Consider the following 14,471-nt stretch of genomic DNA (forward strand, 5'->3'; position numbering starts at 1 on the left):
AGACTCTAGCCCATGCCCTGGACACTCCTCTTCTTCGCCGGCCTGTTCGAGGTCGCCTGGGCCATCGGCCTGAAATACACCGACGGCTTCAGCAAGCTCGTGCCGAGCGCGCTGACGGTCGCCGCGATGGTCGCCAGCGTCGTGCTGCTCGGTCTGGCGATGAAGCACCTGCCGGTCGGGACCGCCTACGCGGTCTGGACCGGCATCGGCACCGTCGGCACCGTGATCCTCGGCATCGTGCTGATGGGCGACTCGGCGGCGCCGCTGCGACTGGTGTGCCTGGGCCTGATCGTGCTGGGCATCGCGGGGCTCAAGCTGACGGCCTGACGGCGAGCACCTCGGCCGCCGCCAGCTCGTAGGCGCGCGCCAGCCGCAGCAGCGCCGCCTCACCCTGCGGCTGGCCGATCAGCTGCAGGCCCATCGGCAGGCCAGCGGCGTTGAACCCGGCCGGCACGCTGATGCACGGCAGGCCGGCGAAGGTGGCGTAGATCACGACTTCCATCCAGCGGTGGTAGGTGTCCATCGTGCGTCCGGCGATCTGCGTGGGCCAGCGCAGCGCCGCGTCGAACGGCCAGACCTGCGCGCTCGGCAGCGCGAGCACGTCGAAGCGCTCGAACAACCCGAGCAGGTGCTGGTAGAACGCGCTGCGCTGGGCGCTGGCGTTGAGCGTCTGCGCACCGGTCAGGCCGGCGGCCTGGTCGTGCTCCCACAGGGCCTCGGGCTTGATCAGCGCGCGGTTCGCCGGGTCGGCCAGGAACGGCGCGATGCGGCCGGCCACGAGCCAGCGCCGCCAGACCAGCCATGCGTCCCACACGGCTTCGGGCGGATAGCCCAGCGCAGTGGGTTCTACCGTGCAGCCGATGCCCTGAAGGCGCGCTAGGGCCTGCTCACACACGGCCAGGATGCCGGACTCCATCGGCAGGTGGCCCCGCAGGTCGCCCAACCAGCCGATGCGATCGGTCGCGCCCTCGACCTGCGCCAGCCCGGCGGCGAACGAGGCGTGCGCGGGCAGCGAAAGCGGCGCGCGAACGTCCGGCCCCGACTGCACATCGAGCAGGTGAGCGAGGTCTTCGACACTGCGCCCCATCGGCCCCTCGGTGCCGAGCTGGGTGACCCAGACATCGCCGGCCGGCCACGACGGCACGCGGCCCTGGCTGGGGCGCAGCCCGAAGACGTTGTTCCAGCCCGCCGGGTTGCGCAGGCTGCCCATGAAGTCGCTGCCGTCGGCCACCGGCAGCAGCCGCAGTGCGAGCGCGACCGCGGCGCCGCCGCTGCTGCCGCCGGCCGAGCGGGTCGGGTCGAAGGCGTTGCGCGTGAGGCCGAACACCTCGTTGAAGGTGTGCGAGCCCAGGCCGAATTCGGGCGTGTTGCTCTTGCCGACGACGATGCAGCCGGCGGCCTTCATGCGCCGCACCATCAGCCCGTCCTCCCGCGGCACGAAGTCGCGCAGCAACGGCGAGCCCATCGTGCTGACGAGGCCCGCGGTCGGCGCGATGTCCTTGATCGCCTGCGGCATGCCGTGCATCCAGCCGCGCGAGCTGCCGCGCGCGAGTTCGGCGTCGCAGGCGTCGGCCTCGTGTCGCAGCGCGTCGGCGTCGCGCAGGCTGACCAGGGCGTTGTGCGCCGGGTTCAGCCGCGCAATGCGTTCGAGGTAGGCCTGCATCGTCTCGCGGCACGAGATGCGGCGCGCGTGGAGGGCTTGCGAGAGTTCGGTCGCGCCGAGATCGGTGATGTCCATCGGGTCAGTCCATTGGATTGCGGCGCCACACCGCGCCGAGCGCCTTGAACTTGGTCCACGCCGACAGGCGCTCGTTCGACAAGGCGTCGAGGAAATCGGACAGGCCCTTGGACTTGACCATCGTGTAGAAGGTCAGCACCGTGGTCGCGACGAACACGAGCGCGAAGATCACCAGCTTGCGGCTCATCGGCGCGTCGGCTTCGGCGAGCAGGTTCATGCCGAGAAAGCCGGTGGTCACGGTGCCGATCAGGCCGAGGATGGTGACGACCGTCAGCCGCACGACCGTGTTGGCCTGGCGGCGCAGGCTGTCGGCGTCGAGGTAGGTGTTCATGTCGTCGATGCGCACCTTGACCTCGTCGTACAGCGGGTCGATCTGCAGGTGCGTGGTGCACAGGCGGAACAGCGCGCGCACCTGCGCCTGCTCCGAGACCTCGTGGAACCAGTAGCGGTGCGTGAAGCGCAGGAAGCTCTCGAAGCTGCCGCGGATCGAGCGCTTGAACGCGCGCACGCTGTCGGCGTCGCCGACGTCGAGGTTCTTCAGCGCCTCGACCAGCCGGTCGGACGACATCAGCAGCGCCGCCTTCTGGAAGTGCGCGATCAGGAACAGCATGAAGTGCTGGTGGCGGAACTGCGCCAGCACGCCGCGGTCGCGGCAGCCATAGAAGGGCGAGCGCGCATCGCCGATCACGATCAGCGCGTGGCCGCTGCACAGGTAGCGCGTGTTCGGCGCGGCGCCGGCGTTGGCCCAGAAGCGGTCGTAGCAGTAGCGCTGCTCGAAATCGGCCAGGTGCTCGGCGCCATACGGCAGCGCGCTGCCGTTTCCATCCCCTTGCAGCGGGCCACCGTCGCGCAGCGCCTGCGGCGAGCTGTCGTCGACCGGGCTGCCGTTGTCCGAGCCGCCGGCACCGGTCACCAGCCCGAGGCGGATGAAGTCGCTGCGGCTGAGCGCGCGCGGGTTGTCGAGGGCCAGGTAGGCCATCAGCGGCATGCGGTAGTACTCGATCTGGCGGTAGCGCAGATCGCCCGGCTCGGAATGGTCGGCCACCAGCGGCCGCAGCATGAAGGCCCAGTGCGCGGCGATCCGCGGCGCCCGGTGCTCGGCCACGTGGGCCATGAACAGCTCGCGCTGCTGCGAGTCGGAGCGTTCGAGCACCGTGCCGTTCGCATCCAGCCATTCGACGCTCGTGGCCGTGTGAAGCGCCTGGCCGGCGTCATCCCAGCCCGCCGGGTAGCCGCGGCCGAAGCGGTAGAGCTGCTCCTGCGCCTGGTCGAGCGTCAGGTCGTTCGCCCCGAGTTCGACGTTGAGCAGCACCACGTCGACATCGAAGAAGAAGTACAGATCGACGTGGATCACCTCGAGCGTGACCGGTGCGTCGCCGCGTCGCGCGACGACGCGCACGTGGGCGATGTCCTCGCGCCGGAACACCCGCATTGGCGCGTCGGCATCGCGGCCCTTGGCGTCGCGGGTGTGGCGACCCTCGCCGTACAGGAAGCGCTGCACGTACGGCAGGAAGGTGACGAACTCGTTGTAGTGGCGCTCGTGGAAGCGCGCGCTGTCGCCGGTGTATTCGTCGACCACCTCGCGCCAGGGCGAGGCATCCCCCAGGTTGCGCAGCACCTGCCAGGGGGTGCGGCGCGCCTCGCCGGGGCGGCGCGGCACCGGCATCAGGCGCAGCGGCCACAGCAGGATCTGGCGCAGGTGCCGTACCGCGGGGGCCTGGAGGCGTGGGGCCCCCGCGCTCGAAGCGTGGGTGGCCGGGCTTTCGACGGTGCGGTCCATGCAGGTTCTCGAGGTGCGCGGGCGATCGGGCCCGGCGCTCGCCACCATTCTCGCCACACTTGGCCGACGCCCACCGTAGGCGAAGCCCTACATCCGATTCGCCAGTCACCCGATGGTGCGACGCCGCGGCGGACCCGACGATTCGTTCATCGGTTGCGCGGTGCGGCCGGCGTGGAGACGATCATGGCGAACGATGCGGATTGGGTGGCTGACGTGAGGCGCTGGTACTTTTCGGGCCAAGGCCGCGCCGCCGTGCAGCCGGCGGCTGCGGACGACGACACGACCGACATCGGCTATGAAGCCGCGCATCCCGCCCTGCAGTCGCACCACTGGCCGGACGCCCCGCGCACCGGCTTCGCCGACTTCAGCTGAACGACATCACCAGGGGTCGATCCCCTGGGTCGAGCGCGGGCCGACCCGGGCCGAGCGCATTCCCTGCAGCAGCCAATCGCGTGTCTGTGCCGGGTCGATCACCGCATCGATCTCCAGCGTGGCCGCCATGTTCATGGCGCGCCCCTTCTCGATGTGCTCGTCGAGGTGCCGCTGGAACAGCGCCTCGCGCGCCGCGCCCTCGGGCAGCGCCTCGAGCTCCCTGCGGTAGCCCAGGCGCACCGCGCCTTCCAGGCCCATCGCGCCGAATTCACCGCTCGGCCAGGCCGCGATCGCGACCGGCGCATGGAAGCCGCCGCCAGTCATCGCCATCGCACCGAGGCCGTAGCCCTTGCGCAGCACGACGGCGAAGAACGGCACGCGCAAATGCGCGGCGGCCACGAACATCCGGCTGACGTGGCGAACCTGCGCATGCGTTTCGATCTCCGGCCCGACCATGAAGCCCGGCGTGTCGACCAGGGACACCAGCGGCAGGCCGTGCGCGTTGCACAGCTGCATGAAGCGCGCGGCCTTGTCGGCCGCATCGGCATCGATCGCGCCGCCCAGGTGCGCGGGGTTGCTCGCCATCAGGCCGATTGGCCGACCGTCGATCCGCGCCAGCGCGGTGTGGATGCCGACGCCGAAGCCGGCGCGCAGTTCCAGTAGCGTGCCGGTGTCGACGACGCCGCGCATCGCCTCGCGCATGTCGTAGACGCGCACGCGGTTGTCCGGCAGCACGCGGCGCAGCGCGGCCGCGTCCGGCGCGGCACCGCCCTCGAGCGCGCCCTGGAAAAACGACAGGTACCGGCGCGCGGCCGCGACCGCCGCGGCCTCGTCGTCGACCAGCAGGTCGATGACGCCGTTCGCGGCCTGCACGTCGCTCGGCCCGATCTGCTCCGGCGCGAAGCGGCCGAGGCCGCCGCCTTCCACCATCGCCGGGCCGCCCATGCCGATGTTGCTGTCGCGGGTCGCGATGATCACGTCGCTGCAGCCGAGCAGCGCCGCATTGCCGGCGAAGCAGCGCCCCGCGACGATGCCGACCACCGGCACCTGGCCGGACAGCCGCGCATAGCTCGCGAACGTGGTCACATGCAATCCGGCGACGATCGGCATGTCGACATCGCCCGGCCGGCCGCCGCCGCCCTCGGCGAACAGCACGACCGGCAGCTTCTGCTGCAGCGCGATGCCGAGCATGCGGTCGGTCTTCTGGTGGTTGCGCATGCCCTGCGTGCCGGCCAGGACGGTCGCGTCGTACGCCATCACGACGCAGCGCGCGCGCTCGGGGCCGAACAGCGCGCCGTTGACGCCGCCGATGCCGGTGACCATGCCGTCGGCCGGCGTGTTGGCGATCAGGTCGTCGAGGCTGCGGCGCGAGCGCTGCGCCGCCAGGGCCAGCGCGCCGTACTCGACGAAGCTGTCGGCGTCGCACAGGTCGGCGAGGTTCTCGCGGGCGCTGCGCAGGCCGAGCGCGTGGCGCTTGGCGATCGCGGCGGGCCGGGCGGCGTCGAGCGTGGCGGCGTGGCGGGCGCGGACGTCCTGCAGGTCGGCGCGCGGCGCAAGACCGTCACCGGCGCGCTCTCCGACCACCGGGAGCGGGCCGGGTCCCGCGTCGCCACCCGTTGACGGCCCCAGGCGCAGCAGCACCTCCCCTTCGGCGACCAGCTCGCCGGCCCGCGCGGCCACCTCCAGCACCCGCGCATCGCCGTCGGCACGCACTTCGTGCTCCATCTTCATCGCCTCGAGGATCAGCAGCGTCTGGCCGGCGCGCACGACCTGCCCGACGCCGACCGCGATCTCGACGACGGTGCAGGCCATCGGCGCATGAACGTTCCGCTCCTGCATCGTCGGCTTTCAGGCGTAGGCGTTCGGGTAGCGGTCGACCGTCAGCCCGTCCATGTCGATCCCGGGCGTGCGGCCAGAGATCACGTCGGCCATCACGCGGCCCGTGCCGGCGGCCATGGTCCAGCCGAGCGTACCGTGGCCGGTCGCGAGGAACAGGTTCGGCAGCCGTGTGGCGCCGACCACCGGGGTGCCGTCCGGCGTCATCGGGCGCAGCCCGCACCAGAATTCGGCGCGCGACACGTCGCCCCCGCGCGGGAACAGGTCGGTCACGACGTGCTCGAGCGTCTGGCGGCGCGCATCGTGCAGCTTCAAGGTGTAGCCGGCCAGTTCGGCGGTGCCGCCGACGCGGATGCGGTCGCCGAGCCGCGTCACCGCGACCTTGTGGCTCTCGTCCATCACGGTCGATTCGGGCGCACCGGCCGCGTCGGTGATCGGCAACGTGATCGAGTAGCCCTTGACCGGATACACCGGGATGCGGATGCCCAGCGGCTTCAGCAGCAACGGCGAGTAGCTGCCGAACGCCACCAGGTAGGCATCGGCGCGCATGTCGCCGGCGTCGGTCACCACGCGGTCGATCTGCTTGCCGGCCAGCACCAGCTTCCTGACCCGCGTGCCGTAGCGGAACTGCACACCGCGCTGCACCGCCAGCTGGGCCAGGTTCTGCGTGAACTTGAAGCAGTCGCCGGTCTCGTCGCCGGGCAGCAGCAGGCCGCCGACGAACTTCTCGCGCACGTTCGCCAGCGCCGGTTCATGACGGATGCAGCCGTCGCGGTCGAGCAGCTCGAACGCGACGCCGTAGCGCTGCAGGATCGCGATGTCGGCGGCGGTGCCGTCGAGCTGCGCCTGGGTGCGGAACAGCTGCAGCGTGCCCTGCATGCGCTCGTCGTAGTGGATGCCGGTCTCGGCGCGCAGCGCCTTCAGGCAGTCGCGGCTGTACTCGGCCAGCCGGACCATGCGGCTCTTGTTCACCTCGTAACGCGCGCTGGTGCAGTTGCGCAGCATCGCCACGCCCCAGCGCAGCAGATTCAGGTCGATGTTGGGGCGGATGACCAGCGGGCGGTGCTGCATCAGCAGCCACTTGATTGCCTTGATCGGCACGCCGGGCCCCGCCCACGGCGACGAGTAGCCGGGCGACACCTCGCCGGCGTTGCCGTAGCTCGTCTCCAGCGCCGCAGCGGGCTGGCGGTCGACGACCGTCACCTCGTGGCCGGCAAGCGCCAACTGGTAGGCCGACGAGACTCCGATCACGCCGCTGCCGAGTACCAACACCTTCATCGCCATGCTCCCTGCAGCGTCCGTGCCCGGCCGCAGTGTACGGGGCCGCGCGCCGCGTTCAGGGCGCGAGTGCGGCGTAGCGTGGCGCGGCGAACATGGCCTGCACCGGCCCGTTCTCGGGCAGCACGTAGACAACGCCCCGCTGCCGGCCGAGCAGCGGCTCGACGACGCCCTCGTAGAACGCCACCGGCACGACGATGCAGCCGAGCGTGATCCGGTTGTCGTCCGGCGACGGCGACGCGAGCCGGGCGACCCGGCGCTCGACCAGCGGCGACGGGCGCAGGCGGTGGATCGCGAGCGCCGCGGCGTAGTCGACCCAGACGATCGCTTCGCCTTTGTCGTTGTGGCCCGGCTGGGTCTCGAAGCGGCCCGCGGGCGTGCTGCGCTCGTGCGGTGCCAGGCTGGCAGGGCTGCGCCGGGCGATGTCGGCGATCGCCGAGTCGCCGGGCGTCGCGCCGAGCAATGCCGGCGCGGCACCGACCAGGCGGCCGGCGGCATCGAACAGGTAGAACCGCGCTTCGCGCTTGTCGACCACGGCGAACGGCCGACCCAGCGCGTCACCGTAGGTCAACGCCTGCGTGACCGCGTACAGCGCCGCGTCGGAGACCGGCTCGCCGGCGAAATCGGGGGGTGGCGCACTCGCGGCCCACGACAGCGCGGCGAACAACGACAGGGCTGCAGCACACAGCCTCGGGGCACGACGCGACATCGCGACACATCCTGGGTGGGAAGTCCATCGGCGGTGAAGCCGAACTGCTCCCACCGGGCGGCCGAAAACGGCGCCAGGGCGAATTGTCGCGATTCCGACATGTGTCGGAGAGATATCCGGTCACACCGACCGGGAATTCGTTACTTCGTCGCAGAACACGCGGATCAGCCGCTGGCGCCTCCCAGGCCCGCGAAGACGCTGCGCACGTCCCGAACCTCGGGCAGGACGTACACGATCGCTTTCTGCGCGCCGACGACCGGCTTCACGACCGTTTCGAAGAACACCACCGGCACATTGATGCACCCATAGGAAATGCGACGCTGCGCCGGATCGTTCGACGCCAGCCGTTCGAGTCGGCGCTCCTTTGGATCGACCGGGCGCACGCGGTGCATCGAGACCGCGGCACCGTAATCGACCCACACGACGTCTTCGCCGGAGGCATTGCGGCCCGGCTGGCTGACGAATCGGCCGGCCGGCGTCGTGCGCTCTTCGGGGCGGACGTCGGCGATCGGGCGCTGGCCGATGCCGGCGACCGAATCGTCGCCCGCCGCAGCGCCGAGCAGCACCGGGCTCGAATCGACCAGCCGGGCGCCGGCATCGAAGACGAAGACGCGTGCGTCGCGCTTGTCGAGGATGACAAACGGGAGGCGCTGGTTGTCCGCCCGACGCGCCACCCAATCAGCGACCAGACGGGCATCCTCGGACGCCACGTGCTCGCCGAAGTCGGCGACGCGCGGATCGTCCGGAATTTGCATCGCCGTGGCGGCGACCGGCGTCAGGCGCGGCGAAAGCCGCGCCGTGGCCGAGCCGGCCGGCGGCAGGATGACCGCGAGGACCGCGGCGCCCACCAGCACGCCCTGCCGCAGCCCGACGACGAGGTCGGGGTGGCGGTCGAGGATCTGGCGGATGCGCACGGTGGTCGGCCCGGGACCGTCGGATCAGTTGCGGTCGGCCTTCGGCGCCGGCTCGGCCGGGGCGGCGTTCACGTCGCTGGTCACGGCCGGGGTCGACATGTCGCTGCTCGACGAGGGCACGTTCGACGGCGCTGCGTTCGGCGCCGGCATCGTGGACGACTCGGTGGCCGAAGGTGTCGTGCCGGTCGGCGCCGGCATGCTCGTGTCTGCGGCCGGCGTGGTGGTCGTCGACGGTTGCTGCATGGTCTGCGAGGGGGTCGTATTCGCCGGCTCGGTCGTCGTCTGCGCGGAGACGTAGCCCACGGTCCCCACGATGGTGGCGGCGGCGATGGCGGCGGTCAGGGTCTTGGAAGCGTTCATTCGAATAACTCCTTGGCTGAGGCCCGCTGGGGGCCGGGTGGTCGAAACGCCGGCTCGAAACCAGCTGCGTTCAGCTTAGAAGTCCGTCTGGCTGCGGGTGGTCGGCTGACCGGCGCGCAGCCTGTAGGACAAGCGAGGTCACGAAATGCAACCTTGCCGCCCGGCGCTGCCGTCTTCGCAAGCGAAAATGCGCGCATCGACTCCAAGAAGAAGAGCCCCATGTCCGTCGTTCCGAATTTCATCGCGCCCGCCAGCTTCACCGACCCCGCCGCCGCCCTCGACCAGGTGCGCGCGATCTATGACGGCAGCGTGCAGCATCTGCGCAGCGCGTTGCAGGCCTTTGTCGCCGGCGACCCGATGGCCGAACGCGTGCGCGCCTGCTACCCGTTCGTGCGGGTCAAGACCGACACGGTCGCGCGCGCCGATTCGCGCCTGAGCTATGGCTTCGTCGCCGGCCCCGGCACGTTCGAGACCACGCTGACGCGGCCGGACCTGTTCTCGAACTACTACCTCGAGCAGTTCCGCCTGCTGCTGAAGAACCACCACGTGTCGCTCGAGGTCGGCACCAGCGCGCACCCGATCCCGGTGCACTTCTCGCTCGCCGAGAACGACCACATCGAGGGCAACCTGAGCGCCGAGCGGCGGCTGCTGATGCGCGACCGCTTCGACCTGCCCGACCTGAACGCGATGGACGACGGCATCGCCAACGGCACCCGCGAGACCGGCCCTGGCGAGGCCCAGCCGCTGGCGCTGTTCACCGCGCCGCGGGTCGACTACTCGCTGCACCGGCTGCGCCACTACACCGGCACCGCACCCGAGCACTTCCAGAACTTCGTGCTGTTCACGAACTACCAGTTCTACATCGACGAGTTCGTGCGCCTCGGGCACGAGACGATGTCGAGCGCGGCCAAGGCTCAGGACTATGTCGCGTTCGTCGAGCCCGGCAACGTCATCACGCGCCGCAAGGGCCTGGCGGCACAGGCCGGCGACGACCTCGGCAGCGCGCCGCCGCGCCTGCCGCAGATGCCCGCTTACCACCTGGTGCGGGCCGACGGCAGCGGCATCACGATGGTCAACATCGGCGTCGGTCCGGCGAACGCGAAGACGATCACCGACCACATCGCGGTGCTGCGCCCGCACGCCTGGGTGATGCTCGGCCACTGCGCGGGGCTGCGCAACACCCAGCAGCTCGGCGACTACGTGCTCGCCCACGGCTACGTGCGCGAGGACCACGTGCTCGACGAGGAACTGCCGCTGTGGGTGCCGATTCCGGCCCTGGCCGAGGTGCAGGTCGCGCTGGAATCGGCGGTCGAGCAGATCACGCAGCTCAAGGGCTACGAGCTGAAGCGGATCATGCGCACCGGCACGGTGGCGAGCACCGACAACCGCAACTGGGAGCTGCTGCCGTCGCATCACGCGGCCAGCACGCCGGAGCGGCGCTTCAGCCAGAGCCGGGCGATCGCGCTCGACATGGAGAGCGCGACGATCGCCGCGAACGGCTTCCGCTTCCGCGTGCCCTACGGCACGCTGCTGTGCGTCAGCGACAAGCCGCTGCACGGCGAGATCAAGCTGCCGGGCATGGCCAATCACTTCTACCGCGAGCGGGTCGACCAGCACCTGCGCATCGGCATCCGCGCGATCGAGCTGCTGCGCGAGGCCGGCGTCGACCAGCTGCACAGCCGCAAGCTGCGCAGCTTCGCCGAGGTGGCGTTCCAGTAGCGATCAGTCTCCGGCGCAAGGCCGCGCCGGCAGCCGCACGCCGAGCCGCAGCGCCCTGTGTGCGAGATCGGGGCGGTTCGGGACCAGGTCGAACGGCACGACGCTGATCACGCCGTCGGGCACCGGGTCGCCTTGGTCCAACACGAACAGCGCGCCATCGCGCTGGAGGTCTTCGGGCCGCACCCACGGGGTGGCGCGGTCGGAGTCGAACACCATGACCTGACCGCCCGAGTACAGCGACACGAGTCCGGCGTCGAACACCGAGCCTTCGACGTACCGCAGCGGGCATTCGGTGGTCGCGGCCCAATGCGCGACCGCCGTGCGCGCCAGGCGGCGCGCGGGGTACATCGTGTCGATGCGGCGACTGGTCAGCACGGTCGTTGGATCCTCGTGCTCGGCCGCGTACCAGGCCAGACTCGCGCCGTGGATGACCAGTGCCGCGCCGAGCAGCCGTCGCAGGTCGATCGCAGCGCGGCGCTGCCAGCGCCAGGCAAGCCACAGGCAGAAGAATTGCAGTCCTTGCACGCCCCAGTGGTTGCGCAGGCTTGCGCCGGCGGCGAGCGCCATCACGATCAGCACGACGATGCCGGCCCAGAGCAGGCCGATCAGCCAGATCTGCAGGTCGGCGGCGGGCGCCTGCGCGGGCGACAGGCGCTTGTCGATCTTCGGTGCGAGCCGCCCCCAGGCCCAGCACAAGCCGATCGCGAGCAGCGTCGGCGACCAGAGCCGCACTTGGTTGGCGAAGAACGAGACCACGAAGCCGAACCGCTGCCGCCAGCCCGCCACTTCGATCGCCTCGGAGGCATAGCGCAGCGTGCTGAAGTCGTGCTGGGCCACCCAGACCGCATGGGGCGCGCACACCACCCCCATCACGACCACGGCGAGCAGCAAGCCGCCCCATTGCGACCGGTCCCGCACCCGGCCGGAGGCGACCAGCGCGAACAGCAGCCCGGCCAGGGGCACCAGCGCCTGATACTTGGACAGCGTCGCCGCGCCGGCCGCCAGCCCGGTGGCCAGCCACCACAGCGGCGCGTCGCGCCGAGCGCGGCTCGCCCGCATCGCAAACCAGGTGCTGGCAGCCATGAACAGCACCAGCACGGTGTTGTGGTTGTAGAGCTGCACGCGCTGCGAGAAGGTCATGTTCAACCCCCACAGCACGATCGCCGCTGCGGCAGCCCGCTCGCCGACGAGTTCGCGCCCGATCTGCCACGTGAGCAGCGCCGTGCCGAGCAGACACAACGTGGCCAGCAGATAGGCCCAGTAGACCGATGGCCCGAACACCTTGATCACCGACCCCAGTGCCCAGGACGGCAGCGGCGGGTGCTTGTGATAGCCGAGCTCGAGGCTCTGCGCCCAGTTGAATTGCTCGATGTTGTCGCCGAACTGGGCCGTGTTGAAGTAGCCGGCCCACACGGCCCACATCACCACCATGCCGAGCGCGAAGAGGAGCGCCTGATGCGGGGTCACTTCCCGCGCGGGCAGGGCACGTCGAGTCGGCAGGGCGATCGAAAGGGACACGACGTATCAGTTACTGAATGTAAATTCAAAATTCTAGCCAGCGGGGTGCCGCCCGGCGCCGAGGACAGCCCGGATTGCCTCGCGCGGTGCGATCCCTTAGGCTGTTTGTCACACCAGCAAGCCCAGCCCGGGGCACGCGATGCGATCGGACCGCGAGCGCCGCCCTTCCCCCAGGAGCGCGCCATGCCGACAACCAGCCCCAGCCCCGCGATCCAGGCGATCCGGACCCTCGCGCTCGTCGGCCAGACGGGCGGTGGCAAGACCAGCCTGGCGGAAGCGCTGTTGTGCCAGGCCGGATCGATCGGCGCCGTCGGCAGCCTGGAGCGCGGCAGCACCGTCAGCGACTTCGACCCGATGGAGCGCCGAGCGCAGCACTCGCTGAACGCCTCGGTGCTGCACCTGGCGCACCGCGGCACGCGCGTGCACCTGATCGACACGCCCGGGTATGCCGACTTCATCGGCCAGTCGATGACCGCGCTCGAAGCCGTCGACACCGCCGCCGTCGTGATCAACGCCGCCACCGGCGTCGAGGTGATGAGCGCCCGCATGATGGAGTGGGCAGCCGGCCGGCGCCTGTGCCGGATGGTGATCGTCAACAAGATCGACACGGCGGGCGTGGACCTGGCGGCACTGGTCGAGCAGATCCAGGCGGCCTTCGGCAAGGAATGCCTGCCGCTGAACCTGCCGGCCGCGGGCGGCACGAAGGTCGTCGACTGCTTCTTCAACCCCTCGGGCGACGCCGATTTTTCGAACGTCGAAGCGGCGCACCGGGCGCTCGTGGAGCAGGTGGTCGAGGTCGACCCGGCGTTCGTCGAGCGCTACCTCGAGGACGGCGACGTCGATCCGCGCGAGCTCCACGCGCCGCTCGAGGAGGCCCTTCGCCAGGGTCACCTGATCCCGATCTGCTTCGTCTCGGCCCGCAACGGCGCCGGCGTGGCCGAGCTGCTCGACGTCATCGAGGCGCTGCTGCCGAACCCGGCCGAGGGCAACCCGCCGCAGTTCCTGAAGGGCGAAGGGGCCGACGCGACCGAACTGCACGCGCAGACCGACCCGGACCAGCACGTGATCGCGCACGTCTTCAAGGTCACGGTCGACCCGTACGTCGGCAAGATGGGCGTCTTCCGGATCCACCAGGGCACGGTCACGAAGGACAGCCAGCTCTATATCGGCGACGGCCGCAAGCCGTTCAAGGTCGGCCACCTGTTCATGCTGCAGGGCAAGGACCACGTCGAGGTGGCGCGCGGCGTGCCGGGCGACATCTGCGCCGTGGCCAAGGTCGACGAGATGCATTTCGACGCGGTCCTGCACGACGCCGCCGAGGACGACCACCTGCACCTGCGCCCGCTGCCGTTCCCGGTGCCCGTGCACGGCCTGGCGATCGAGCCGAAGCGCCGCGGCGACGAGCAGCGCATGTGGGAGATCCTGCAGAAGCTGGTCGACGAGGACCCGTGCCTGAAGGTCGAGCACGTCGCCACGACCAACGAGACCGTGGTCTATGGCCTCGGCGAGCTGCACCTGCGCACGTTGCTCGAGCGGATGACCGAGGTCTACAAGTGCGAGGTCGTGACCCGGCCGCCGCGCATCGCCTACCGCGAGACGGTGACCTTGCCGGCCGAGGGCCACCACCGCCACAAGAAGCAGAGCGGCGGCGCGGGCCAGTTCGGCGAGGTGTTCCTGCGCATCGAACCGCTGGAGCGCGGCGCCGGGTTCGAGTTCGTCGACCAGGTCAAGGGCGGCACGATCCCGACGCAATTCATCCCGGCCGTCGAAAAAGGCGTGCGCTCGGTGCTCGACACCGGCGTGATCGCCGGCCATCCGCTGCGCGACGTGCGGGTAATCGTCTACGACGGCAAGTCGCATTCGGTCGACTCCAAGGACATCGCATTCGCCACCGCCGGCCGCAAGGCCTTCATCGACGCGGTGAAGAAGGCCAGCCCGATCGTGCTGGAGCCCATCGTCAAGGTCGAGATCACCGCGCCCGAACACAGCATGGGCGACGTGACGGGCGACCTGTCCGCCAAGCGCGGCCAGGTCAGCGCGACGCAGTCACTCGCCGGCGGCGCGATCGTCGTCAGCGGGCAGGCGCCTTTGTCGGAGCTCACCAACTACCAGGCCCGGCTGAACGGCATGACAGGCGGCCAGGGCCGCTACACGCTCGAGATGAGCCACTACGAGCCGGTGCCGCCGTCGGCGCAGGCGGCCCTGACGAGCCGCTACCAGGCCAAGGACGAGGATTGAGCGCGCCGC

General features: G+C 70.5%; 11 protein-coding genes and 1 pseudogene. 5 read left to right on the forward strand and 7 right to left on the reverse strand.

The annotated features are described in order from the left end of the window. Nucleotides 1-12: 12 nt before the first annotated feature. Nucleotides 13-327: a quaternary ammonium compound efflux SMR transporter SugE gene (sugE, locus tag ASC76_RS11965; protein ID WP_056465761.1), complete on the forward strand. Its 315-nt coding sequence runs from the start codon at nucleotides 13-15 to the stop codon at nucleotides 325-327. Here sugE and ASC76_RS11970 read toward each other — a convergent pair. Then, complete coding sequence (locus ASC76_RS11970; protein ID WP_056465763.1) at nucleotides 311-1,738, reverse strand: amidase; 1,428 nt, start codon at nucleotides 1,736-1,738, stop codon at nucleotides 311-313. The two genes, sugE and ASC76_RS11970, sit on opposite strands and share 17 nt — an antisense overlap. A 4-nt stretch (nucleotides 1,739-1,742) precedes the next feature. Next, nucleotides 1,743-3,518, reverse strand: coding sequence for a hypothetical protein (locus ASC76_RS11975; protein ID WP_371262113.1), 1,776 nt, complete (start codon nucleotides 3,516-3,518; stop codon nucleotides 1,743-1,745). A gap of 171 nt (nucleotides 3,519-3,689) precedes the next feature. Between ASC76_RS11975 and ASC76_RS11980 the strand changes: the two genes are divergently transcribed. After that, the gene (locus ASC76_RS11980; protein WP_157615576.1) at nucleotides 3,690-3,890 is read left to right on the forward strand and encodes a hypothetical protein; all 201 of its coding nucleotides are present in this window, start codon (nucleotides 3,690-3,692) and stop codon (nucleotides 3,888-3,890) included. Nucleotides 3,891-3,896: 6 nt separating this feature from the next. Here ASC76_RS11980 and ASC76_RS11985 read toward each other — a convergent pair. From ASC76_RS11985 to ASC76_RS12000, 4 genes and pseudogenes are all read right to left on the reverse strand, one after another. Further along, nucleotides 3,897-5,717, reverse strand: a pseudogene (locus ASC76_RS11985) (carboxyl transferase domain-containing protein); the annotation flags it as partial. A gap of 21 nt (nucleotides 5,718-5,738) precedes the next feature. Next, nucleotides 5,739-7,004 carry a D-amino acid dehydrogenase gene (locus ASC76_RS11990; protein WP_056467342.1) on the reverse strand — a complete coding sequence of 422 codons (1,266 nt, stop codon included), beginning with the start codon at nucleotides 7,002-7,004 and terminating at the stop codon, nucleotides 5,739-5,741. 58 nt (nucleotides 7,005-7,062) lie between these two features. Then, nucleotides 7,063-7,713, reverse strand: coding sequence for a hypothetical protein (locus ASC76_RS11995; protein ID WP_056465767.1), 651 nt, complete (start codon nucleotides 7,711-7,713; stop codon nucleotides 7,063-7,065). A 164-nt stretch (nucleotides 7,714-7,877) separates the two neighbouring features. Beyond that, complete coding sequence (locus ASC76_RS12000; RefSeq protein ID WP_056465769.1) at nucleotides 7,878-8,627, reverse strand: hypothetical protein; 750 nt, start codon at nucleotides 8,625-8,627, stop codon at nucleotides 7,878-7,880. On the opposite strand from ASC76_RS12000, the gene ASC76_RS12005 reads away from it, so the two are divergent. Beyond that, entirely contained in the window at nucleotides 8,620-8,925 is a 306-nt protein-coding gene (locus ASC76_RS12005) for a hypothetical protein (protein ID WP_056465771.1), read from the forward strand. The genes ASC76_RS12000 and ASC76_RS12005 overlap by 8 nt on opposite strands. Before the next feature lie 281 nt (nucleotides 8,926-9,206). Next, nucleotides 9,207-10,706 (forward strand): AMP nucleosidase, encoded by a 1,500-nt coding sequence (locus ASC76_RS12010; protein ID WP_056465773.1) that lies wholly within the window; start codon nucleotides 9,207-9,209, stop codon nucleotides 10,704-10,706. Between the two features lie 3 nt (nucleotides 10,707-10,709). Here the strand turns inward: ASC76_RS12010 and ASC76_RS12015 are convergent, their stop codons facing one another. Then, nucleotides 10,710-12,224, reverse strand: coding sequence for a glycosyltransferase family 39 protein (locus ASC76_RS12015; RefSeq protein WP_157615578.1), 1,515 nt, complete (start codon nucleotides 12,222-12,224; stop codon nucleotides 10,710-10,712). Between the two features lie 183 nt (nucleotides 12,225-12,407). On the opposite strand from ASC76_RS12015, the gene fusA reads away from it, so the two are divergent. Next, on the forward strand, nucleotides 12,408-14,462 hold the full coding sequence (gene fusA, locus ASC76_RS12020) for an elongation factor G (RefSeq protein WP_056465778.1): 2,055 nt from the start codon (nucleotides 12,408-12,410) through the stop codon (nucleotides 14,460-14,462). Nucleotides 14,463-14,471 lie beyond the last annotated feature (9 nt).

Source organism: Rhizobacter sp. Root404, assembly GCF_001425865.1.
Lineage (GTDB): Bacteria > Pseudomonadota > Gammaproteobacteria > Burkholderiales > Burkholderiaceae_C > LMDS01.